Raw genomic sequence first — 23,644 nt, 5'->3', positions numbered from 1 at the left:
TTCACTGGAGCCTTGTTTTGACACGTCTAAATACCCCCACAAGTAGTTGTTGTCCAATGCTAGAACGTAAACGTTTGCAAATACACATTCTATTATAGTGTCGAAACGTCTCGAAATTCAACATATAGCACTTATTTTTTGAAGCCTAAACAACACTTCTATTATAACAAGAAAGATGCAGCAATGGGGTGCCTTTTTCACTTTTTATTACTAAAGCGATGTAATGGGAATATTCAATATTTTCAGTTATTACTCGACCCATTGTAAAAAGACATCCACCTCGCTGATGTTGTCGAATTTTGACTAGACGACTAGGATTGCCGCTCCTTATTATTCCCATTTTTATAATATGTAAAACCTGTTTACTAGAAAAGTAAAAAGGATGTCCATCTGAATAAGATGGCATTGTAGGAGTTATTGGATTAGATGTTTGGAGGATAATAAAAAACAAGTTCGCTTGAACCGGATTTCCAATGAAGGAAAGGGAATGGTGTTCGCCACCATGGGGTTAAAAAGTTAAGCCAGACCATCTGAAAGTCGATGGCCTGGCTTTTGCCTTAGCTTGGTTACCGATTTAATAAACTTCCTACATATTTTAATAGTTCATTAGCTGAAGTTGAATTGTACCCATGCTCATCAATTAAAGTCGCTACCACTTCATTAATCTTCTTCAGCTGCTGTTCATCTGGTGTCTTCGTAGAAGTCGTAATCTTGACAATATCCTTAAGATCAGCGAATAGTTTTTTCTGAATCGCTTCACGAAGCCGTTCGTGAGATTGATAATCGAACTTCTTGCCTTTACGTGCATAAGCTGAGATTCGGATAAGGATTTCTTCCCGGAAAGCTTTTTTTGCATTTTCAGAGACACCGATTTGTTCCTCAATCGAGCGCATCAACCGCTCATCTGGATTCAATTCTTCCCCTGTCAGCGGATCCCTTAGTTTAGCCTTATTGCAATAAGCCTCGACATTATCCAAATAATTATCCATAAGTGTTCGAGCAGACTCTTCATAGGAATAAACGAATGCTTTTTGAACTTCTTTCTTAGCCAGGTCATCATATTGCTTTCTGGCAAGTGAAATAAATTCTAAATACCGCTCTTTATCTTCCTTAGAAATTGACGGGTGACTATCCAGCCCGTCTTTAAGAGAACGAAGGACGTCAAGTGCATTAATGGAAGTCATTTCTTTTTTAATAATGGTGGAGGAAATTCGGTTTATGACATAACGTGGGTCAATCCCGCTCATTCCTTCATCCGAAAATTCTTTCTTCAGTTCCTCGACATCTACATCACTAAAGCCTTCGACACTTTCCCCGTCGTATAGATACATCTTCTTCAACACATCGACTGATGCTTTCTTCGATTCTTTCAAACGTGTTAGGATCGTAAACATCGCGGCCACTTTCAATGTATGTGGGGCAATATGGACGTTACGTATATCACTTTCGCGAATCATTTTCTCATAAATTCTTTCCTCTTGTGTGACTTTCAGGTTATATGGAACAGGCATGACAATCATCCGAGAATGGAGTGCCTCATTTTTCTTGTTGGCTATAAAAGAGCGATATTCCGCTTCGTTAGTATGGGCTACGATCAGCTCATCGGCTGAAATCAAGGCAAACCGACCCGCTTTAAAATTTCCTTCCTGTGTCAGGCTTAACAAATGCCAAAGGAACTTCTCATCACACTTTAACATCTCCTGGAATTCCATCATGCCTCGGTTGGCCTTATTCAATTCCCCATCGAAACGGTACGCCCTCGGATCAGACTCTGACCCGTATTCAGCAATGGTGGAAAAGTCAATAGAGCCTGTCAAATCTGCAATATCCTGGGACTTCGGATCGGATGGACTAAACGTACCAATCCCCGTTCGTTTATCTTCCGAGAAGAAAATTCGCTCCACCAATACATCTTCCATACGACCTTCGTAATCTTGCTCAAGACGCATCGTGTTTAATGGAGAAAGACTTCCTTCAACTCGAATGCCATACTCCTCTCTAAATTCATCCCTTAAATGATGTGGGATCATATGAAGAGGGTCCTCGTGCATCGGACATCCCTTAATCGCAAATACAGCTCCATCATCAGTATACGAATACTTTTCAAGTCCTCGTTTTAATAAATTTACAAGGGTTGATTTACCGCCGCTTACAGGTCCCATTAATAATAGGATTCTTTTTCTTACATCTAACCTTCTGGCAGCCGGATGGAAATACTCTTCCACGAGTCGTTCCATTGCCTCATCCAGCCCATAAATATCTTCGTCAAAAAAAGCATACTTCTTATGACCATTTTCTTCCTCTTCTACACCAGCTTGTGTAACCATATTATATACACGCGAGTGAGCGGACTGGGCTAAATGCGGCTTTTCTTTTAATAGATCCAAGTATTCTCGAAAGGTACCTTCCCACTTCAATTCCTCTTCTTGCTCTCTTCGTTCCTGGATTCTTTTTAAAATATCCACTTAACGACCTCCCTCGTCGTAACAACCAGAAGTTAATTTCATTCTATGCCCCACCTTATAAAAAAATGAATCTCGCAGAACATTTAGAAAGTCTTTAAAACTTGTTATCATGAAGATTAGTACAAGCCTAGCCATTCATTGGACAAGGGTGTACACTGACTAATAAATGTATTACTTTTATTCAATACATATTTTGACTTACATATTGCCCCTTGTTAGAATTGTCTTGAATATTTTAACCTGGTAAAGAATTTTATAGTGGAAAGAAGGCTAACATGATGGAAACATGGTATTATGTCGATTCTAATCACCTCACTCCAGCCTTAAATATGGCTTTGGATGAAGCATTGATGAATTGGCATCGGGAAGGAAAAATTCCTCCTGTTTTACGCTTTTATGGCTGGGATCCAGCTGGTCTATCCGTTGGTTATTTTCAAAAAGTTCACGGAAAGATTGATGTGGACAGCGTGAAAAGCCATGGATATGATCTTGTCCGCCGGCAAACGGGTGGTCGTGCTGTCCTTCATGACAATGAACTTACATACAGCGTCATTGTTTCAGAACAACACCCTGATATGCCTGCTTCTGTAAAAGAGGCTTACTTAGTTATTTCACAAGGATTATTGGAAGGTTTTAAGGAACTCGACATCGCCGCTGAATTTGCCATCCCTGAAGGGAAACCCGACACAAATGGTTCGGCAGTTTGTTTTGAAGAACCCTCGTGGTATGAACTGATCGTAGATGGTAAGAAAGCTGCCGGCAGTGCTCAAACGAGGAAAAAAGGCATCATCCTCCAACACGGATCGATTCCAATAGAAGTCGATGAAACTAAACTTTTCGATATGTTTATTTACAAGAATGAGCGAATCAAGGAGAGAGCTCGTAAAGCCTTTAGTGATAAAGCCATTTCCATTAACAATTTGAGTCCCGTTAAAAGGTCGTATTCTGAAGTAAAAGCAGCTTTTCAAAAGGGATTCGAAAAAGGATTAAACTTGCATCTTGAGCCGTTTCATTTAAATGAAGAACAATGGTCTGAAGTGAATCAAATTGCTGAAGAAAAATACAGCAATGACAAGTGGAATTATTCCCGATAATATAAAAATAAAAAATCACCTTCTGAGGAGTGGATCGATCATGGCAAAGAAGAATCAGGATTACATAAGAAAACCAGATTGGCTGAAAATTAAAATTAACACGAACAAGTCTTACACGGGTCTAAAGAAACTCATGCGTGATAAGAAGCTAAATACGGTATGCGAGGAAGCACGCTGCCCAAACATTCACGAGTGCTGGAGTGAAAGAAAAACAGCTACTTTTATGATTTTAGGAGACACATGTACACGTGGCTGCCGCTTCTGCGCTGTTAAGACAGGCCTGCCAAACGAGCTAGACTGGGGCGAACCAGAACGAGTAGCTGAATCTGTGGAAATCATGCAACTTAAACACGTTGTCGTTACAGCAGTAGCCCGCGACGACTTAAAAGATGGCGGTGCTGCTGTTTTTGGCGAAACCGTAAAGGCGATCCGTCGTAAAGTCCCAGGCTGTACAGTTGAAATCCTGCCTTCTGATATGAAAGGTGACTACGAAAGCCTGCACACTCTAATGGATGGTGAACCGGACATCTTTAACCACAACATCGAAACAGTCCGCCGTTTAACTAAAAAAGTTCGTGCCCGTGCAATGTACGACCGTTCGCTCGAATTACTGAAACGCGTGAAAGAAATTCGTCCAAATACACCAACAAAATCAAGTATCATGGTCGGACTTGGAGAAACAAAAGAAGAAATTGTCCAGGCTATGGATGATCTTCTTGCCCATAACGTTGATATCATGACGATCGGTCAATATTTGCAGCCAACGAAAAAGCACTTGAACGTCGAACGTTATTATCACCCGGATGAGTTTGAAGAATTAAAGAAAATTGCCATGGAAAAAGGCTTCAAACATTGTGAAGCAGGCCCAATGGTCCGTTCCTCCTATCACGCTGACGAGCAAGTTAATGAGACCTCTGCTCAGCGTCGCATTAAGTATATGAAAGGATACGAATCTCAAGGAGAAACGTTAAATACAACAAACATTTAATAGCAAAAAGTCGCCTCTATTGAACTGCACCCCAATTGTTAGACACAACTAACAAATTGGAGGTGCAGTTTTTTATGGTGAAATTTTCTCCAGAAGACAAAGTACAAGCCGTAAAGCGATATCTATATGGCAACGAAAGCGGGGGCGCTATTACCCAATCCATTGGTGCACATCATAGTAACCTCCATCAATGGATAAAACAATATGAGGCTTTTGGTGAAGATGTATTTGTAAAGAACTATACAAACTACCCCGCGCAGTATAAGATTATTCGGGGAAAAGCTTTACTTATCTCCTATTCTTGATTTGTTTAATGGAGAAATTATCACCTATACCATCCCTTCCAGGCCGTCTTACTCGTTAGTCTCAGCCATGTTAGAAATGTCATTTGAACGATTAACAGGAGATGACAACTTAATGATCCACTCTGACCAGGGTTGGCATTACCAGATGAAAGAATATCACCATACCTTAAAGAAACGTGGGATAACACAAAGTATGTCACGTAAAGGAAACTGTTATGACAACGCCGTCATTGAGAACTTCTTTGGAATTATGAAGTCTGAATTTTTCTACCGGAATGAATTTGAAAGTATAGATCATTTTAAGGAAGAATTAGATAAGTATATGGATTATTACAATAACAAACGAATCAAAGCAAAATTAGGCATGAGTCCCATACAATTCAGAACTCATGCCCAGCAAGCTGCTTAATAAATAATTGTCTAACTTTATGGGGTCACTTCACTTCATATCGGGCGACTTTTTTATTGATTAATTTTCTCGTTTATTTTCCGGATCTTCATTTAAAGAGCTCTCCTCAGTTGAAGGGTTCTCTTCAGAGGAATCACCTGATTTATCTGCTTCCTGAGAGTCATCACTTGTTTCTTGTTCTTTATCTTCTTCTGTACCGTTATTGGAACCGGTCTCCCCACCTGTCTGGTCGCTTGGATCTGATTCGGGTTGGGGTTCAGGTTCTTTCTTATCTCCAGTATCCGGAGCTTTAGGATCTTCTGGATTTTGTGGTTTTTGTGGCTTCTCAGGATCCTTCTCCCTCCCCTCTTCCTCAGTTGAACTCTGGTCAGCTTCTTCTGTTTTACTACTGCCACTCTTATTTTCTGTATAGTCATAAGAGGGTGTAGTCGTTGGGGTTCCACTTTGAGAACGCTCTTCAGAATAACTATAAGATGGTGAACTATAATCAGACCTGTCACTTTCTTGATATGTATAATTGCTCTCTGTTGAGCCAGTTGAGTAGTCTGGTTCAGCAGTGTTTAAACTCTGGTTGTCTTCGGTGCCTTGCAGGAGCAGTTCATCATCTGTTTCTTGAGATTGTGGATTTTTTTCTTCATCAGATTGGTTATTAACATCCTCTTTCTCTTTTGCTTCATTGTTTACTTTTTTGTCAGATTCCTGATCCTTGTCCTCTTTTTTCTCAAGAGTAACGGTTATCGGATCTTTGGCTTGTTCTTCTTCCCCCTGCGCATGATCGCACGCAGCCAGAGACAAACAAAAGCTTCCCAACAAGAACGACATCATGACAGCCTTCACAGTACCTACTCTCCTTTTCATTACCCTAATATCAATAAATTGGTCTTATAATATATACATATTGTACCATAATATAAGAAAATAGCCGCCTATTCGACGGCTATTGCAACTATTTTTACCATGGAGATCCATAATAAGGCGGACGTCCATATGGCGGTGGATATTCATAGCCGTATCCATATCCCGGACCGTAGCCAGGCCCTTGCCCAGGTCCTGGACCAGGACCATAATATCCTCCATATCCCCCAGGCGGGATGATGACGCTTCCTAACAAACCACCAAGGAATCCTCCTACAAATGGACCTCCGAAAAAAGGTCCTCCAAAAAATCGATCTTCATCATAGCCGTGTTCATATCCAAATATCTGTTGATCAGCAATTCGTGCATGTTCCTCATCATAATACCCATACTGATAAGGATAGGGCTGGTACTGATCCATTACTATTCCTCCATTTCAACCTTGGTTATTCACCTACGTTTCAATCTATGTGGGGAAAAATCCTATTGTGTAGGCATTTAACCCAGCCATTGGTAATTTCTTAAGATATTCCATAGACAAGCGATTCACATTAATCAGGTTATGGGGTATAATAAACAACAGCATGCTTGTCTTTATAGACTTTAAAGGAGGCCGACATACATGAAATTAACATTAATTATTTTGGTTTGTGTGACGTACTTAGTATCTATTTTTTCATCAGGATATGACACGAAAGCAGGTAGACCTAAAAAGTAATGTATGTACAAAATCGCACCCCTGACCGGGATGCGATTTTTTCATGAAAAAATCCTATTTAATTAAACCAGGAAAACTCTGCTGTTTTAAAGCATTGAATAGTATGATTGATGCTGTGTTCGCTAAATTTAATGACCGGACTTTTTCCGTCATAGGAATTCGCAAACAGCGATCCTCTAATCCTTCCAGCAACACCATAGGTATGCCATCTGATTCCCTTCCAAATACGAAAAACCACTCTTGTTCCTCATTGCTAAAATCAAAGTCAGCATATGACCGAGTGCCAAAATTCTCAATATAGTAAAATTCCCCGTTCGGATACGATGCATAAAGCTCTTCAATTGAATCATAATAGTTTATTGTCACATCATGCCAATAATCAAGACCAGCTCTTTTAAGCATCTTGTCATCCGTTGAGAAGCCAAGCGGCCGAATCAAATGCAACTGAGTATCCGTAGCTAGACATGTTCGAGCAATATTACCTGTATTTGCAGGGATTTCTGGTTGAAATAATACGATATGGTTAGCCATTTTGTTCACCTCGTTGTGTACAGAATCAACCTGACTATTATACCATATTCATTCTGCTCCTATCTTGAAAAATTTATATTGAATAGAGGGAGTATAGGCTGTAGAATCTTCATAATCCCAATACCGGTGCCGGCTGTTAGTCGTATGGGCATTAACTAAAGGCAGACCTTTACTTGTCATTTTTACTACAATCGTATTATGATCAAAACGCCCATCTCCCTCGAAATCATAACAAATGACGTCACCTGGTGATAGCAGAGCTGCATCTGTTACTTCTTTTGCTGTCAATCCTTGCCTTGCCCCGCTTAAGTACCAACGAAGCGAGTGGGCAACAGCCCAACTGTAACTCCAGCTAGAACCTGAATACCACCAGCCCCTCCCACGATTCGACTGCCCCCACATTGGAGCGCCGCCAGCACGAAGGCATTGAGAAACATAGTTGGTGCAATCTACGTCAAAATGTTTGTAAGCTGGATTGTAACTATCCCACCATCGTTCAGCATACTGAACAGCCGCCCTCCTATCATATTTGAAAGGAAGCCGCTGATCTTGATGCTTATTCATAAAGGCTGACGCGAGCCGCTCTTCCCCAACTCTACTTGTTTCAGTTTCGGTTACCTGTTTTATTAACTTCCCCTCATTTAAAAATGCCTTACATGGATAAACCCCTTCTTCTAAGTAATAATTCTGCCGATCTTTAATAAGGAGAGACAAAGACAACATATATGAAATATTACTATCATTCTCATACCGCACTCTATGATAAGGCTTTACACCGAACGTAGCACGTTTAACTTGCTGTCCTCTTTCATGCAAGTTTGTAACTTTGCGTTCCAGCCAAGGTTCCTCCTGCTGATCCATTAACCGCTTCATGATGTCTTCCCAGTACTTCTTTAAAGCTTCCATTCACATCGCCCCTTTTTACTAAGTTATGAGCGAAAATTTAAAACCATGAGCATTGCTTTGTTTGCCGATGTTCACTCTCCTCTTATTGCGCTCACAAAAAAAGATGCGCCAGGCGCATCTTTTTTAAAAAATTCTACTATTTAGCTTGCTGAAGCTGTGGATTTCCTTCCCATTCCAGCAGCTTCTGCTTTTTATCTAATCCGCCAGCATAACCTACCAGCTTCCCATTACTCCCAATCACCCGGTGACAAGGAACAACGATAGAGAAAGGGTTTTTGTTGACAGCACCGCCTACTGCCCGAACTGACTTTGGAGCCTGCAATACTTCAGCAACCTCCTTATAAGATTTCACCTCGCCATGAGGGATCTTATAAAGCAGTGCTCTCCACACACTTCTTTGAAAAGATGTACCATAACAATTAAGCGGAATTGTAAACTGTTTACGGTCACCACTGAAGTATTCATTAATCTCCATCTTAGTTTGCTTCACATATTGGTGCTCGGCGTCTTGTTTAAACTCACCTCTTAAAAAATGCCTCTTCGTCCATGCCTGGTAAAATGTTATTCGTTCTTCAAACTGTCCATAATCAATCCGGTTTACCCCTTTGTCATCAGCCAACACAGTTATCGGGCCCACAGGGGAATCAAACACGTCATAATACAAATAAGATGGATGATTCATAGATAGTCCCCTTATTAACATTTTTTTCTATTATACAATAATCTATCTCTAAATGAAAAGGTATACTATATTATTGATTTTGAAATTGCAGGCCCTTTTCCATTTCAAAAAGCACATCTTCATTTTCTTCTGCAGCTTGCGCTTCCTCAATGGCAGCGTAGCATGCTGCTGTTCCGATTTTCCCAAGTCCATAAGCAGCTGTTCCTCTAATAACAGGTCTCGGATCATCTTTCATCAAGCGAATCAACTCATCTACTGCCGTTTTGTCTTTATAATGAGCTAGAGCCAGAATCGCATTTCGCTGAATTGGTTTTTTCCCACGCCATGATCCCGACACCGGGCCAAACTTTTCTTTAAATTCACGATTTGAAATCGAGAGCAATGGAATCAGTTTTGGTTTAGCCACTTCTGGGTCCGGTTCAAATTCTTTATGATTATGAAAGTCTTTCTTCCTGTTTTTCGGACAAACCGTCTGACAGGTATCACACCCATACAACCTGTTCCCGAGTTTAGTTCTAAATTCATCAGGAAGAAAATCTTTCGTCTGCGTTAAAAAGGCAATGCATCGCTGGGCATTCAGCTGACCGCCCTCCACAAGTGCTCCAGTTGGACACGTATCTACACATATATTGCAATCCCCACAACTGTCATCAACTGGTTCATCGGGTTCAAACGGAATGTTCGTCACCATTTCGCCTAAATACACGTATGAGCCGAATTCTTCGGTAATAATTGCACTATTTTTTCCACTAAAACCAATCCCAGCACGTTCGGCCACAGCTCGATCAGATAATTCGCCCGTATCAACCATAGAAGACAGTTCTGCTTCTGGAAAACGTTCCTTAATAAACGCAGCTAATTTCTGCAAACGGTCCCGCAGCACATCATGATAATCCCTGCCCCAAGAAGCACGACAAAAAATCCCACGCCGTTCTCCTTTCACACTGCGGGGAGCATCGTGCATTTTCGAAGGATAGGCAAGCGCAACGGAAATGATCGATTGAGCTCCTGGAAGCAAGCGATTCGGTTCAGTCCGCTCCTCAAGACTACCTTTCTCAAATCCGGATTGATAGCCAAGGTCTTGTTGTCTCTTCAGTCTTGCTTTCAGTTCTCCAAATACATCGACAGAGGCAAAACCGATTTTGTCTATGCCAACTTCTTTACTGTATGCAACGACTTCTTCTTTGAATGTGCGAATGTCCACCTTGACTACCTCCTTTCTAACCATTTATCTTATATCGTTTACTTTAGCCGTACGCAGCCGATTAAGCGCACTTGCAATTTCAAACCGGCGGGGACGTGCTAATTCCCCTGGATGCTGATCCTTAAAAGGAGCAAACGATGCAAGTCCCTGCTCATCAAGCTGTTGGTCAATTTTATTCAGCAGTTCATGTAAAGGCTGCTTCTGCTTTAACCAACCTTTTTTATCTAAATGTAACAAAAGATCGGCCACTAATCTCGTTTGTGATGTATCGACCAGTTGTTCAACAGCATCGAGCGTCACTTCTGTTCTTCCCATTAAAATGAGCGTTCTGCCTTTCGCCTGCACTTTCTCTTTCTTCCCTTTTCTCGCTTGAATGGATTGAGGTTCAAACGATCTGGCTGGCAGCGTTCCAAACGACTCAGCTACTGATTCTCGTTTACTTGGATATTTGGCTGCAATTTGTTTGGCTTGCTCTGTTACCTGATGTGGAACATATTGATCCATCATAATAACTTCATCAGCCGCATGAAAATAATCTCCAGAGCCGCCCATCACTAGTATGGTAGATACATCAAGTTCATCACGCATCTGCCTTATTTTATCAATAAACGGGGTGATCGGTTCCTTCTCACGAACAACAAGCTCCTGCATGCGCTCATCCCGAATCATGAAGTTGGTGGCACTTGTATCTTCATCGATTAACAGCGTATCTGCACCAGCTTCAATCGCCTCAATCACATTCGCGGCCTGTGAAGTACTGCCACTGGCATTCTCTGTTGAAAATTGCGTCGTATCCACGCCGTGAGGCAGATTTTTAATAAAAGGTGAAATGTCAACATTGCTCACCTGACGACCATCTTCAGCTCTGACTTTAACAGCCTGTGGATCTGTCACCACATATTCGCGGCCGTCCCCTTTAATATGCGGATAAACCCCGCGCTCGATCGCTTTTAATAACGTACTTTTTCCATGATAACCTCCACCAACAATAAGCACAATTCCTTTACGAATCGCCATTCCTGTCAGCGGCTGTTCACGGTGCGGCAAATCAATCGAAATTCGGTTGGCTTCAGGACTTTGAAAAGCTACCGCGTCCTTCATCGGTTTGTCGCTTACCCCGCTCGCACGAGGTAAAATAGCCCCATCTGCCACAAACGAAATGTAGCCTGCTTCCTTCATTTTATTCAAAATCGCCTCATGCTGATCTGCTAATTTTACCGCTTCTGTTATTTCCTGATCTGTTATACTTAGAACAGACTTTTCTATGAGGTCAGGAAGCAGTTGGAAAAATAATTTCTCCGCCTGCTTTCCATTAATTCTGCGGCCGTTTGCGGGCAGACCAACTGTTAAGCAAACAGTTGTGTACCCATTTTCAAAACTGACCGCTGTCCGCTCTAACACTTCCTGCCCAGGCCGGTCAATGGCAACTAGGCCGCTTTTCCCCGAACCGCGCACATCAGAGTTGGATTGGCCAATCACTGCAGCTACTTTTCTCGTCACGACATCTTCAGCAAAAACCTTTCGCTTCCTCGTCGACGTCCATTCCTTGTCGATCTTACGTGTTTTATCCGGGATGCGTAGCCGGATTTTTGAAGGGGCCGCAAATGGATCCCCTTGAACATAGTCAATCATCAACTCATAAGATGAAAAAAAATAACGCCCCTGGATTTGCTTATAACCTTTATAACTCTTACCGTCTATTTGTTGCAGCATACTTCTTAATTTTTTCATAGCACGTCACTCCTTACTATCTATGTATCCTATCAGTTTCATTAAAAAACGCAATGCTTCGTTAGTTAAATAAACGAAACACTGCGTTGGCTCACATATTTAGTAATAATAGCTTCCTACCCAATTGGTAATCATGGAGCGGGTGAAGGGAATCGAACCCTCGTCATCAGCTTGGAAGGCTGAGGTTTTACCACTAAACTACACCCGCATGGTATATGTTTTCATTAACCGCGTTTTAACATGCCCTTACCTCTGCTAGCCCATTCAAAGAAGCTAATCGGGGCGGGCAACTCGAAGCATACTCAATGAAGTATCGCTCTTGGCTGAGGTTTTACCATTAAGCTACACCTGCAAACTCATTCTTATTTCAAAACCGTAATTCAAATTATAACAACCCTATACAGAGGATGCAAGACGAATCTATCGATTTTTGTCGAATAGTCATACCTTTTCTTCCCTATCTATTACTAGTATAGTAGTTCTCCTGCCAATTTATACACTATTCTATATTTTCATAAATTATTTCTTATGAGGAGAGTTCACATGATTAATTTAGCGATTGGGTTGGTCATGCTTGTCGTAATTGGCCTTTATATTTGGAGTTATGTATTCGATCCAAATAATGCCCTGATCGTTTCCTTGTCAAAAAAACAATTCTTCACCCTCCTTCTCGTGTTTACTCTAATTACCCTCTACCTGCTAAGCACAGGTATTTATCACAGTTTTTTAAGCTAAAACAGTTGAATTGACCGGCAAGGAGACTTACGATTAGGAGAGTAGAAAAAGCGATACTTATTAAAGAGGTTGATGAAACATTGAAGCTATTACAAAGAAAGAATTATTGGATCAGCCGTTTTCTCGCCTCAGACCCTGGCAGAAAACGGCTCAATCAGGCTGGAAAAGCGACAATTAGTTTAATTTCCTCTGTCGTTACCGTTATCTTTGTCCTGCGTTTATTAGGACAACCTCCGCTGATGCCGGCTATTGTGGCAGGAATCACAGGTATGCTCGGTATTATGACGGTTATGGATGATACTAAAGAGAAGAAGAAAGTAACCACCTTGCTGCTGGGAGTATCAGCTGCATGCGGAGTGACGGCAGGTTCTTTGTTAGCCTCGAACGCTTACCTAGTCTCCGCTCTCATGATTCTGATTATTTTTTGTGGATTTTACTTTTCACGTTTCGGGAGCCGCTATTTTTCCCTTGGCATGATTGGGTTTATGACTGTTTATTTATCTTCTTTTTTAGGACTGGCACCTAGCCAATTCCCCTGGTTTTATTTAGGAATTGTAATCGGGACATCTTTCGCTTTCTTATATAACTTTATCATTTTTAAAGATTCAGCCCAGTTGTTAAAAAGAAGCATGCGTTCTTTTCATATTCAGGCAAACTTAACGTTCGGTCTTTTAATTGAAACCATTCAGGACCCAAAGACCAGTGATTCTCGTATAAAAAAACTACAATATAACGTCAGCAAGCTCAGGGAATATGCAAGTCATGTCGCAACAGACCTTAACACCCAGGATGTCAAAGAAGTCTGGCCTGGTCTTACTACAGCACAGTTAAGGTTGTATGTATTTGATACATCGATGCTCGTTGTAACCCTGACAGACTCCCTCCAACAGTTGAAAAAGGGGGAGGCATTAGAAGCGAAAGAATTACGAGAACTCTTAATTAAGGTCATTACTGCCCTCCACAAAGCAGAAGTCCTTTCACAAGATTATGAAGTACAAAACCTTACAGTGGCTCAAGAAGCTACCGAAGAGTTGCGCCAGATGATAAACAATCTGTTTGCGAGACAACATTCACAACCTGAGGGATGGCTCTACTTAATACGTCGAATCGAATCGATTGCTAAACATGTAACGAATGGAGCGTTAGCCATCCAACAGTCACTGCAATCAGGTCAAACACATGTACCAAAAGAGAAAGATGAGACGAGCGATACGGACGACAAAGATGAAGAAGAAAGTCAGAAGTTAAAGCCATCTACAAAGAAGGCCTACCAGTCGTTAATTGCCGGCACGATCGCAATTATTGTCGGGCATATCATCTCACCCGTTCAGCCCTACTGGGTATTGCTAACTACCTTTATTGTTCAGCTTGGTACAGAGACAGTTGGCCGTACTTATATGAAAGGTTTGCAACGATCAGTAGGAACAGTCATTGGAGCCGTACTTGGATTTATATTAGCCAAAGCTGTTTCAGGACATTCTGTAATAGAAATTGTTCTTCTTTTTATCGTTGTATTTTTATCCTTTTATATTTTTGCTGTATCTTACACCTTAATGAGTATGTTCATCACATTGCTCATCGCTTTTATGTATGACCTATTACTAGGCGGAATCAGCTTCACTCTATTAGGCGCACGCGTGATTGACACCATTGCAGGAGCTGCCATTGCCCTAACCATTGCGGCTTTGATTTTTCCCAAAAAAACGATGGAAAAGGTATCAGAAGCCTTTAATGACTATCTTGAGGAACTCAGTTCATACGTTACGCAGTACATTCGCAGTTTTCATGAACCTATGGACATTAAGGAGTTAGCGGACCTTGCCTTTAAAATGGATGAGAAGGTTCAAGCGATCAAAGACGAATCTAAATCACTTCTTCAACGACCGGGAGCCTTAAGACATCGAGAACTTCCGCGATGGATCACCATTTTCACAGCGACCAACTATTACGCGAAACATCTGCTAGCCTCTTCTTATCAAAAGCATTTTACTTATCCGCAAGAGTTCGAGGCCGTCTTTACGTCAATGGAGAATAAATTCAAGTACAATATAGAGACTTTAACTCACATGATGTCGACAGGAGACCGAAGCGGAGTCACATATAATATGAATGAAGAGAGAAAACAGATCGAACAATACGCGCCTGCCCATAACGGAAGCGAAAGTGACCTCGTCCACCATCTATACTATGTATGGAGGATCAATCAATCGATCGTACTCTTAGGAAAAGAAATGGGTGCTGAGGAAAAAGACCAGAAAACGACCTAACGCTCAATGGAGTGTCAGGTCGTTTTTTTATCTATTATTCAGAAGTGAGCTGCCGGAAATGTATATTCTAGCAGCAAAGCTGGATATACTAGATCAAAATATTTATTTTTTCAGGAGCTGAGCTACATGTTAAATTGGAACGAACCATTACACAAGAGGATCACCAACCTTGAAGAATTAAAAACAGAAGCACAGTCTGACTTAGAGGATCTTAATAAGTATATCAACCATTTGGCCCCTGGTTATAGCAGAGAAGTTTTAGAACAGAAGCGAGAACTTAAGAAAGAAATCTTACAGTCTATCGGTGCTGAACTCAACTACATGAAAAAATAAACAAGGTTTCCAGACCTACGCACCGTCAGAAAACCTTGTGATCAGAAACTATTATTTATAAGTACATTCATACTTGAATTATGTTTAATCATTATCAGCTGTCTGCAACGTTATCCCCTTATACGAAATTATACAGAAGAGGTAAGCTGACTCTCACCCATCACCTTATTATATACGTTGAGCAGCTCATCCAGCTGCTGACTGCATTTAATGACTTCTTTGTTGGTAAGTCCCTTTTCCATGCCAAGCTCCATCATTTCAATTCTCTTTTTATCGATACACCATTTTATTACCTGTCTTACATTCAACAATTCCCCACATCTCCTATATGTTTTTGTCACAACCAGACATTATTATCTAGGATTATATGGTTTATGTAAATGCTTTTGACAAAGGAAGATAAAATTAGACAAATCAAGACATTATGAATTCGCTTTCTTTATAATTATGTTAAAAATACCATGTGCAGAGAACTTTATTGGGCGCTTTCCAACGTTTCGGTAATCCCCCAAACTTTGTCGGTTCCACTATAAGAATTTAACGCAATATCCAGATCGTGAAACATTCGATGAAGATTTCGGATCGTTTCCTTATCTTTTTCTTCGAGAGCTGCTGATGCATAGGATTCAATCTCTTCCAAATCAACTATAAGACTCTCCGAGGTAACATTTGCTTTTAACGATTTGACCTCTGAAAGAATTGTCCTTGCTTTTTCCCTCTGCTTCTTCCAATCCAAAGAATTAATGGCCCCATAACCTGTAGTATCATTATAAAAATCATGGGTCTTTGATACAAACTTACCAACATCTTTATTGTCTTCCCCGACTGTTGCTTGTGTTTCTTCAATTTTCTCTGTTGAAACTTTCCCGGATTCCGCTTCCTCAGTTTGGTTGGATTCGCTTGCCACTTCCTCTTTCGTCATAATGTCGGAGACTACTAGATAAACAAACACACCTAATACCAGGAAAGCAATAATTCCAAGAGTCCACATAGTTCTTTTGAAAGTCATTTTTATCACAATACCCCCTTTATTCTCATTAATAACTGTAATAATATCGTAACAAAGTCGCAGAAAGGTGTAAATTATTCCAGTTTAAAACCACTAAATTATGATCGTTACCTTTATGTATCCTCAAAGATTTGAGGAACCACTCTGAGATTGTTGAAGAAGCTCAACGAAACCTGAAAAACCTCTTCTCTCTCCACTACTTCCTTAAACTATACACCTATTAAACCACTACTTCTAACTAAATTCGCTCAGATTACTGTGACACCTACATATCTTATCGGGATCTCGGCTTGTAATCGCCTGTAGAATTCTGCAACCTCATTTACTAAACCTACACTAAACCTAATTTGTCGTGACGCCCCTCATACGTCCCTATCACGGCATTGCACTTAGTTCCTTTCGAAAATACTACAAACGAACCGCTTCGGTGCCTTTTTATTAGCCTTGCGTTTCTCGGTATATTCGCGTATCGCTCTCAAGCGTGTATTGATTGTGACAGTCTTCAAGCCAAGCTCTTTCATATGCAAGGAGCTGAGAGTTCACTTGCAGAGAAGAAATTGCTTCGTCTTCCCATTTTCACACCCCCTTTCAACTATGGAGCGTACGACATGGAGTACACGACTTAGAAAGGAAATACCGTGCGTTATAAAAACACAAAAAAAGACTTCTACTTTGAGTAGAAGCCTTCCTATCACTGAATAAATTAATACCGGTGGCCGGGGTCGAACCGGCACTCCTGAAGGAACACGATTTTGAGTCGTGCTTAGTTCGATGCACGTATAAAACGTTGGTATATTAGTGTTTTGAGTAATATTATTCAACCTTAATTGTGTAGTTGTCCATACGATTATTGAATACCTACAACTAAAGTACTTGTATGTTACCAAAATGTCAAGTTTCATTTCAGTTATCCTTTGTATGGATAACCCCTTCAATAAAGCATCCTTGTACCCAATACAGTAAACAATAATACTAAATCATACTCCACTAATGCCATTTCATTTATTGTCATCCATACTCTTTATACACAAGTCATCATTTATTTTAATGACTATTACGACGAACAGCTTAAGAATTGAGTAGTAATCTCTTATATACTGTTCTTCATCATTAGTGTTTGTCCCATGTAAGTATTTATTTCGAATATCATGACCATTGGTGAATTTTGATTTATTAAGATAATAATCAATATAGTCTTGTTCATTTCTTGAAAACAAGCTTCTATCAAAACTAACAAGATTTTGGACACTTAATCCTTCAATTAATCCTTTTATTTCATCAGGATAATGCCAAAAACTCATTACTTCTTTATAATATAATTCTTTAAGAACATATATGACACCATGGTCAACGAACTCAAAATAGCCTCTATTATTTTCCCAAATTAAGTTCTTATCAAATAACCATTGCATTCTTCTCAATTGATGCTCTCGAAAATCACCGCTGGTTAATTCTTCAGAAACCATTAAATTAAAGAAATTCTTATATTGCACTTGTTTAGTGGGTAGGTAAAATATGCTACTCTGGTCAGAAAACAATAAGTATGAAGCGGTTTTATACCAATCACTAGAGGAGTAAACATATTTCATTTTATTGAACGACTTAACATCTTTAAATCTCAAACTCGAAGATGACATTTGAATTAATTCTTGGTCTATCGTCCCATCTTCAATTAAAGCATCATATTGTTTAAGAATTCTATCTATCTCAGGAAGAATAGTTCTACATTTTTCGAAAAATGAGGCTTCGCTCGAAGGCATTTTAACGATGAAATCGGATATTTGAAATTCGTCATTAAGATATACACCAAAAAACCATTCAATCATATCTTCCAATCTTATATCAAGGACATTTAACACATTAACATAACTATTTATTTCAGCATCAGACAACATTTCTTTGTAATTAAATGAGGTAGATTGGTAATACAAGTGTTCTGCTTGTGGTCTTAATACTGACTCTAGCGTACTACTTTCATTCTTTTTTGAATCAAATTCTAATCTCATCGTTCCATCAACAAATCCAAATAGATAAATAAAATTGTTCCAAAGTGTTGGAAAATCTAGATTTTCTTCAATCCAATCTCGACTTACCTTAATGTCTGCCGTTCGACCTTCCATAGAAAGTAATATAGCATCACCTTGGTTATACGGATAAGAAATCTTTACTCCTGATTGAATACCTACTCCATCATTGAAGATTTTTTCTTCCTCTTCTTTAGCTTTTCTCTGTGCATGCAATTTGATTTTATCAGGTATCTTTAACTTTTTATTCTTTGGAAAATGAATAATTCTTCTCAATACATTGATATTAACTAATGGCGAATCAATATACCTATCAATCAAACTTAACTTATCTGCTGCTGTTAAAGAAGGTGGCAAAAATAATTCATCTTCGTTTAGATACTTTGACAGAATAGTCTCCGCATTCATAGAATCAGATAATAACAAATCTTTTACTGTTTCATCAAAGTACTCAGTCAATCTCTTGAACTTTAGCACCTCTAAAATATGCACATTTTCCTTTTCAAGAAGTTGTTTGAAATTCTTCCCTTCAATTTTTTGATATAAATTATAAATTTCAATAATTTCTAAGAAGTCATCTGCGAATTCGAGGTCAATTTCATCATATTGATTAATGAAGTCATCCTTATGACTCCCTAAGAATTTACCGATTTTCTGTTTTATATTCTTTTTATAAGTTGTTAAATCAGTATTTGTCTGTTGAACGATAATATCGCAAAACCTTTCAACTCTCATGTATTTTATTACATTATGAAAGTCTAATAAATCATTGACACTCCATTCAGAGTCAATATCCTCATTTCTTATTTTCTCTACAATTTTCTCAAGTTCTTCACCACAAGCTATATCATATGCAGAATAGAATTTAATCCCTGACATATATTCTCCTCTTTCTAACGTTACTATAACATAACAGGCTTGCCCTACTAGCTTTTTGAAGACAAAACGTCGAATGGGAAACCATGGTTCAAGCAATTTCAAAGTACGACTTGTTGTTCAATATAATCTCTAGGTATTCCTTCATTAATGTCTGGTCTAACCTTTTACTAATGTTTTTCCTGCGTTTCTTAAGTTATTAGGGTAGCTATTTAGCGCTACCCTTTTCTTTTATATATTATAATAGTTATGTAATATAATAATAACTTCTTCTATACTTTTGCTTTTCGAATGGAATAACTAATAATGCAATCAAAAGTCATTACATCATCCAATACTTTTATTTCTCTATCTTGTTCATAGTTAAACAAGGCATAGTTGTAATAGTTCTCTTTTCCAACACCCATATATCTAATACCATTAAATCCTATAGAAGCACAGCAATCTTTAATAAAGTTTGTTAACAAATATCCTCTTTTTAGCTTCTTACTCTCGTTATTTACGGAACTTATATATTCGCCAAATTCTTCATTGAACATTTCTGAAATATCCAATAATTTTAAGGGGGTATTTATTTGAAATGTTCCTATATCAATGTAATCATTATTTAGAGGATTTAGTTCATAAGGTATACCCTCTGTTATATTACTGCAATAGAGAACTGGAATTCCTATTAAATTATATCTTCCGTGACCAGCGTTCCCTATTGGAGGACTCCAAAGTTGGGTGTTCGATAACTTATCTTCGTCCTTCTTCCTATTCCTTCCCCTAAATATCTTCGTTCCACTTTCAAGAATAAATACTTTGTCATTATAGAAAATCTTTTTAAACAAGTTATATAGTTTCACTCCAGTTTCATACTGATAAGCCAACATAGGATTCTCACTTATTTTATTAATAAAATCTTCTACTTCGCTTTTACTTAATTCAATTCCGTAATTGTTGGATATGCTGTTTAATTGTGTAAAATCAAGACCATATTCATCTCCAAAAAATTCACTTATTTCATGTTCACTTAGAACTTTATCGTTTATATCAAATATTCTAAAATCATCTTTATCAAAGTCTGCCCCATATCCACATGAAGAACACTGGATATATTGTAATATTGTTTCTTTTAAACTAAAATCAGATATTCCATAGTCCCCTATGAAGTCATAAAATGTCGTACCTGTATAATTATCTGTTCCATCCTCCTTATTCATTGCCCAATGAAAACTCTCAATAATTTCTCCGTCAGAGCATTTATTACACTTCTCAACTTTTGTTGATAAAAATTCTCCGATTGTTTCAGCACATATATCAATAAATTGTTCATAATCAGCTATAGAATCAGCAAAGTACTCTTCTATTTCAAAGTCACTGTCACATAAATCACAAATATATTTCCCATATTCTTTAAAACCTATTATCCTTATAGGTATATTATCAAGTTCCCATAATTCGATATTCTCATTTTCAAAGAAATCCATTATCTCGTTAGCTTTGCCACATCTTAGACAAAAAAAGTTAACATCCTCCATTTATGCCCTCCTTCTTCAAAGAATTATATCAAAAATTCATTAAATTTTTCTTGGATTAGAAAGTATTATGTATTAGTAAATGTATTTCTTTCGTAAGTTTCCAGTATTAGGTTATCAAGTGAATTAGGTGTCTCTTTTGTTTGAATAATTTCTTTTAAAATTTTATCATATTCATTTAGAAATCTCTTACTCTCACTTGGTACACTTATGTAATTGCAAGAGTCATTTATTTCTTGTCTCTCCCCATCTCTTAATACTATTGCTTTGAATCTATCTTTACCCCAAATATTAATATATACTCCATACTTATAATTTAATGGTTCTCTCATCCAGTCCTCTTTTAACTTACATATATCAGATTGATTATCATTTTTTATTTTTTTTAATTCAACTACTAAGTAATTCAAAGAATTCGTCCTTCTCTTATGAAAAATAATATCTGGCCTTCTATTATTGTAATTACGTTTTGTTACATCTAAATCAACATCTAACCAAAAGATATACTTTGCAATTTCGTTAGATAAATGATAACTCAGATTCCATTCTGTAAAATTTGTGTATCTAGTATTAACAAATATATCTGGTTGATTATGAAAGAGATTCTTGATGGAAGAATATACAACATCTTTAATCAATTCATCCAATAGCAACAATCCTCCTTTATTCTAAGAAATTCAGAAAAAATAAATATACATTTAACCAACTTTCCGATTAATCAATTTATGAACATATACTCCCTATGCCATTTTATATACTGCTGTTGACTCTCATGCATTTTATAATTCATAGTTTCATTGATATTTAGAAAAACCTTAGTTGCTTCGTCAAGACTATCTGAAATCATTATTGTTCCGTCCTTATCAAAACTTACGTACCCCTTATCAAATAAAGTATCATGATTAGGACATAGCAATAACCCATTATTAACATCTAACCGCTCCTGATTATTAGATTGACTCCAAGGCTTTATATGGCTAGCTACAAGGAAACGCTCATCAGAAACACCACATAACTTGCATTTCTTTTCAATATTTAGTAACGCCTTTTTAAACGTTGATTGGCCTATTCTAGACTTAATGAGTTGTTCTTGTTCAGTCTCTGTTATGTTAATTTGTTCTGGAGCAGTTGTTATAATTGATTCAAGTTCAATATATTCGTTTGCTGAAGACATATCTTCTTTGTCTCGTCCATCGTAATCTTGTTGGGCATACCTTTGTAGAGATTCAATAACTAAACTAAAGTCAGAATTCTGCTTCTTTAACAATTGTATAGCTTCATTTATACTTAAATCCTTAAAAATTGCTTTGTGTTTATCTTTTAATCCGATAAAATGTAGAATTCCCATTGCTTGGTATCCACGACTTTCAATTGGATTTAAACCTATGACATGCTCATCAAGCCAGCGACGAGTTCTAGAATTAAAAAGAGATTCATAAACAACCTTATCTCTTATTGAATCACTATAAAGATTATATTCCCTTGAACGAGATACAGGTGCAAGTTCTGAAACATTAAATAAACTATTTTCATCTGATTTTTTATTTCCAACAATTTCAAACCCTAGTCTTTCAAGGAAGATGTTAGTTTCATCTCCACCACTAAAATCGTAAGATGAATATTCTTCTCCATTGGCAAACAAGTTAGCAATAGATAATACATATTTGGGTGGATAATATTCATTTTCATAAAAAAGGCTGTACCTTGTTGATTGCCTTCTCCATGGCACTCCCTCTCTATCAATCTTTTGAACAGCCTTTACGACATGCTCCGTATTAATATTTTTTGGTATCGGCATTTTTAAGCACCTCTGCCTAAATGAGTGTTTAGCTTTTAATCAAATACAACATACTTATAAAATACAAAAAAGTTTCTTACTTGGCATATCTGTTCAGGAAAATAATACCACACACATTACAAAAAAGAGCAGCCCTTGGCTATCTTTTTTTATTTCATGGCGTGTGGATAAACCAACTATACCCCTATCTCTATAAGAGACAGCCTAAAAGTGTGGGAATATATCCCCTCCATACTAGGTGAGTTTGTCCCAATCCCACTCGGTATTTAGTACCCGTTATGCCTATTGTCCCAAAGACACCTCAACATATATCTGCCCTGCTTCTTCTGCTGAGATTCCAAACCTTTTGCTTGCTAATTGCGCCACTAGTGGGTCATGTGTCTCAGGAACATAATTTTCACCGTTATTCGTGATTTCTTTGTACTTGTTTTCCATAAAATTATAGACAGCCTCTTTATTAACTATTGTATTATCAAACTCACTATCATCATCGTCAGGTGTAGTAGTTACAGTTTCACTAACAGTTGGATACGCCCTCTCACCATTATGATTCATTACTAATTCATCAGACCATTCAAGAGTATTAAAGGAATATGTATCTTGACCATTTTCAAATATTATATCTTCGAATGTACAAATTTTCTTTTTACCACATTCAAATTGATAGCTTATCTCCGCACCTTCAGATAGTATATTATCAACTTTAGACAGGATATCGTACTTTTCTTTATCAGATAAACTTAGAAAATCATCGTTCGCTGAGGCGTAAACGCTAAAGTCGATAAATGAATACCCCTCATGACTTCCATTGCTCCTGTGTTTTATGTCAATCGAGTCTACATATTTTGCGATTTCATCATTATTTTTCAACTTATCTTCAACTGAATCAACTACCTCTGTATTAAGTCCACAACCAGAAAACAAAAATAAAGCCACCATTAAATAAAAGAAAATCCTGCCCATCCAATTTCCCCCTTATTTTGTTTTCCACATATCTTATTCTTAAGATAAATTGAATATACTACCGTTTATTTGGCGTTGATGTTTGAATAAGCATACCTTTTTCATCGATAAGGTGTGTCTGTTTCTGTCATGTAATCATAAATGCTAGATTTTTTCATCATCTTTGATATTACTTCCTTATAGAGTCAATTTACAAATTATAACGCCCAACCACTGTACGTTTAATAAAAA

General features: G+C 38.1%; 21 protein-coding genes, 1 tRNA gene and 1 pseudogene. 7 read left to right on the top strand and 16 right to left on the bottom strand.

Going from position 1 to position 23,644, the window contains the following annotated elements:
- Window positions 1–566 precede the first annotated feature (566 nt).
- On the bottom strand, window positions 567–2,465 hold the full coding sequence (locus P9989_RS06245; RefSeq protein ID WP_283077921.1) for a PrkA family serine protein kinase: 1,899 nt from the start codon (window positions 2,463–2,465) through the stop codon (window positions 567–569).
- Between the two features lie 278 nt (window positions 2,466–2,743).
- Between P9989_RS06245 and P9989_RS06240 the strand changes: the two genes are divergently transcribed.
- The 4 genes and pseudogenes from P9989_RS06240 to P9989_RS06225 form a co-directional block, all read left to right on the top strand.
- Window positions 2,744–3,559, top strand: coding sequence for a lipoate--protein ligase family protein (locus P9989_RS06240; RefSeq protein WP_283078850.1), 816 nt, complete (start codon window positions 2,744–2,746; stop codon window positions 3,557–3,559).
- Between the two features lie 40 nt (window positions 3,560–3,599).
- Window positions 3,600–4,547, top strand: coding sequence for a lipoyl synthase (gene lipA / locus P9989_RS06235; RefSeq protein WP_283077920.1), 948 nt, complete (start codon window positions 3,600–3,602; stop codon window positions 4,545–4,547).
- A 74-nt stretch (window positions 4,548–4,621) separates the two neighbouring features.
- Window positions 4,622–4,852 carry a transposase gene (locus P9989_RS06230; protein ID WP_283077919.1) on the top strand — a complete coding sequence of 77 codons (231 nt, stop codon included), beginning with the start codon at window positions 4,622–4,624 and terminating at the stop codon, window positions 4,850–4,852.
- Window positions 4,812–5,261 (top strand): annotated as a pseudogene (locus P9989_RS06225) (IS3 family transposase); the annotation flags it as partial. The gene P9989_RS06230 and the pseudogene P9989_RS06225, both read left to right, overlap by 41 nt.
- A 60-nt stretch (window positions 5,262–5,321) precedes the next feature.
- Here the strand turns inward: P9989_RS06225 and P9989_RS06220 are convergent.
- The 8 genes from P9989_RS06220 to P9989_RS06185 all read right to left on the bottom strand — a co-directional run bounded on the left by P9989_RS06220 (window position 5,322) and on the right by P9989_RS06185 (window position 12,096).
- Entirely contained in the window at window positions 5,322–6,098 is a 777-nt protein-coding gene (locus P9989_RS06220) for a hypothetical protein (protein WP_283077918.1), read from the bottom strand.
- 115 nt (window positions 6,099–6,213) lie between these two features.
- Window positions 6,214–6,537 carry a hypothetical protein gene (locus tag P9989_RS06215; RefSeq protein WP_283077917.1) on the bottom strand — a complete coding sequence of 108 codons (324 nt, stop codon included), beginning with the start codon at window positions 6,535–6,537 and terminating at the stop codon, window positions 6,214–6,216.
- 351 nt (window positions 6,538–6,888) lie between these two features.
- A complete protein-coding gene (gene trmL, locus P9989_RS06210; RefSeq protein WP_283077916.1) occupies window positions 6,889–7,365 on the bottom strand; it encodes a tRNA (uridine(34)/cytosine(34)/5-carboxymethylaminomethyluridine(34)-2'-O)-methyltransferase TrmL in 477 nt (158 codons plus the stop codon).
- Between the two features lie 48 nt (window positions 7,366–7,413).
- Window positions 7,414–8,271: an amidase domain-containing protein gene (locus tag P9989_RS06205; protein WP_283077915.1), complete on the bottom strand. Its 858-nt coding sequence runs from the start codon at window positions 8,269–8,271 to the stop codon at window positions 7,414–7,416.
- A 136-nt stretch (window positions 8,272–8,407) separates the two neighbouring features.
- On the bottom strand, window positions 8,408–8,953 hold the full coding sequence (locus tag P9989_RS06200) for a methylated-DNA--[protein]-cysteine S-methyltransferase (RefSeq protein WP_283077914.1): 546 nt from the start codon (window positions 8,951–8,953) through the stop codon (window positions 8,408–8,410).
- Between the two features lie 70 nt (window positions 8,954–9,023).
- Entirely contained in the window at window positions 9,024–10,157 is a 1,134-nt protein-coding gene (queG, locus tag P9989_RS06195; RefSeq protein ID WP_283077913.1) for a tRNA epoxyqueuosine(34) reductase QueG, read from the bottom strand.
- A gap of 24 nt (window positions 10,158–10,181) precedes the next feature.
- A complete protein-coding gene (locus P9989_RS06190) occupies window positions 10,182–11,888 on the bottom strand; it encodes an ABC-ATPase domain-containing protein (RefSeq protein ID WP_283077912.1) in 1,707 nt (568 codons plus the stop codon).
- A 134-nt stretch (window positions 11,889–12,022) separates the two neighbouring features.
- Window positions 12,023–12,096, bottom strand: a tRNA-Gly gene (locus P9989_RS06185).
- Window positions 12,097–12,431: 335 nt separating this feature from the next.
- Between P9989_RS06185 and P9989_RS06180 the strand changes: the two genes are divergently transcribed.
- From P9989_RS06180 to P9989_RS06170, 3 genes are all read left to right on the top strand, one after another.
- Window positions 12,432–12,623: a hypothetical protein gene (locus P9989_RS06180; protein ID WP_283077911.1), complete on the top strand. Its 192-nt coding sequence runs from the start codon at window positions 12,432–12,434 to the stop codon at window positions 12,621–12,623.
- 80 nt (window positions 12,624–12,703) lie between these two features.
- Window positions 12,704–14,890 carry an FUSC family protein gene (locus P9989_RS06175; RefSeq protein WP_283077910.1) on the top strand — a complete coding sequence of 729 codons (2,187 nt, stop codon included), beginning with the start codon at window positions 12,704–12,706 and terminating at the stop codon, window positions 14,888–14,890.
- A 126-nt stretch (window positions 14,891–15,016) separates the two neighbouring features.
- The gene (locus P9989_RS06170) at window positions 15,017–15,223 is read left to right on the top strand and encodes a hypothetical protein (protein WP_283077909.1); all 207 of its coding nucleotides are present in this window, start codon (window positions 15,017–15,019) and stop codon (window positions 15,221–15,223) included.
- Between the two features lie 128 nt (window positions 15,224–15,351).
- Here the strand turns inward: P9989_RS06170 and P9989_RS06165 are convergent, their stop codons facing one another.
- The 7 genes from P9989_RS06165 to P9989_RS06135 all read right to left on the bottom strand — a co-directional run bounded on the left by P9989_RS06165 (window position 15,352) and on the right by P9989_RS06135 (window position 23,413).
- Window positions 15,352–15,534, bottom strand: a complete 183-nt coding sequence (locus P9989_RS06165; RefSeq protein ID WP_283077908.1) for an aspartyl-phosphate phosphatase Spo0E family protein — start codon at window positions 15,532–15,534, stop codon at window positions 15,352–15,354.
- Window positions 15,535–15,698: 164 nt separating this feature from the next.
- Entirely contained in the window at window positions 15,699–16,232 is a 534-nt protein-coding gene (locus P9989_RS06160) for a hypothetical protein (protein WP_283077907.1), read from the bottom strand.
- Window positions 16,233–17,230: 998 nt separating this feature from the next.
- Window positions 17,231–19,231, bottom strand: coding sequence for a hypothetical protein (locus tag P9989_RS06155; protein ID WP_283077906.1), 2,001 nt, complete (start codon window positions 19,229–19,231; stop codon window positions 17,231–17,233).
- 173 nt (window positions 19,232–19,404) lie between these two features.
- Window positions 19,405–20,655, bottom strand: coding sequence for an RES domain-containing protein (locus P9989_RS06150; protein WP_283077905.1), 1,251 nt, complete (start codon window positions 20,653–20,655; stop codon window positions 19,405–19,407).
- A gap of 65 nt (window positions 20,656–20,720) precedes the next feature.
- Entirely contained in the window at window positions 20,721–21,299 is a 579-nt protein-coding gene (locus P9989_RS06145) for a hypothetical protein (RefSeq protein WP_283077904.1), read from the bottom strand.
- Between the two features lie 71 nt (window positions 21,300–21,370).
- Window positions 21,371–22,450: an HNH endonuclease gene (locus tag P9989_RS06140; RefSeq protein WP_283077903.1), complete on the bottom strand. Its 1,080-nt coding sequence runs from the start codon at window positions 22,448–22,450 to the stop codon at window positions 21,371–21,373.
- Window positions 22,451–22,732: 282 nt separating this feature from the next.
- Window positions 22,733–23,413, bottom strand: coding sequence for a hypothetical protein (locus tag P9989_RS06135; RefSeq protein ID WP_283077902.1), 681 nt, complete (start codon window positions 23,411–23,413; stop codon window positions 22,733–22,735).
- Window positions 23,414–23,644: the final 231 nt, after the last annotated feature.

It is taken from the genome of Halobacillus naozhouensis, assembly GCF_029714185.1.
Taxonomy (GTDB): domain Bacteria; phylum Bacillota; class Bacilli; order Bacillales; family Halobacillaceae; genus Halobacillus_A; species Halobacillus_A naozhouensis.
The sequence above is the reverse complement of the archived record's forward strand: the minus strand, read 5'-3'. Positions and strand labels throughout refer to the sequence as shown.

Excerpts from the sequence above, each read along its gene's own strand:
- P9989_RS06230 (WP_283077919.1), top strand. The coding sequence starts at position 4,622 with ATGGTGAAATTTTCTCCAGAAGACAAAGTACAAGCCGTAAAGCGATAT.
- P9989_RS06160 (WP_283077907.1), bottom strand. The coding sequence starts at position 16,232 with ATGACTTTCAAAAGAACTATGTGGACTCTTGGAATTATTGCTTTCCTG.
- trmL (WP_283077916.1), bottom strand. The coding sequence starts at position 7,365 with ATGGCTAACCATATCGTATTATTTCAACCAGAAATCCCTGCAAATACA.
- P9989_RS06140 (WP_283077903.1), bottom strand. The coding sequence starts at position 22,450 with ATGCCGATACCAAAAAATATTAATACGGAGCATGTCGTAAAGGCTGTT.
- P9989_RS06135 (WP_283077902.1), bottom strand. The coding sequence starts at position 23,413 with ATGGGCAGGATTTTCTTTTATTTAATGGTGGCTTTATTTTTGTTTTCT.
- P9989_RS06240 (WP_283078850.1), top strand. The coding sequence starts at position 2,744 with ATGGAAACATGGTATTATGTCGATTCTAATCACCTCACTCCAGCCTTA.
- P9989_RS06215 (WP_283077917.1), bottom strand. The coding sequence starts at position 6,537 with ATGGATCAGTACCAGCCCTATCCTTATCAGTATGGGTATTATGATGAG.
- P9989_RS06205 (WP_283077915.1), bottom strand. The coding sequence starts at position 8,271 with ATGGAAGCTTTAAAGAAGTACTGGGAAGACATCATGAAGCGGTTAATG.
- lipA (WP_283077920.1), top strand. The coding sequence starts at position 3,600 with ATGGCAAAGAAGAATCAGGATTACATAAGAAAACCAGATTGGCTGAAA.
- P9989_RS06180 (WP_283077911.1), top strand. The coding sequence starts at position 12,432 with ATGATTAATTTAGCGATTGGGTTGGTCATGCTTGTCGTAATTGGCCTT.
- P9989_RS06200 (WP_283077914.1), bottom strand. The coding sequence starts at position 8,953 with ATGAATCATCCATCTTATTTGTATTATGACGTGTTTGATTCCCCTGTG.
- P9989_RS06170 (WP_283077909.1), top strand. The coding sequence starts at position 15,017 with ATGTTAAATTGGAACGAACCATTACACAAGAGGATCACCAACCTTGAA.
- P9989_RS06190 (WP_283077912.1), bottom strand. The coding sequence starts at position 11,888 with ATGAAAAAATTAAGAAGTATGCTGCAACAAATAGACGGTAAGAGTTAT.
- P9989_RS06150 (WP_283077905.1), bottom strand. The coding sequence starts at position 20,655 with ATGGAGGATGTTAACTTTTTTTGTCTAAGATGTGGCAAAGCTAACGAG.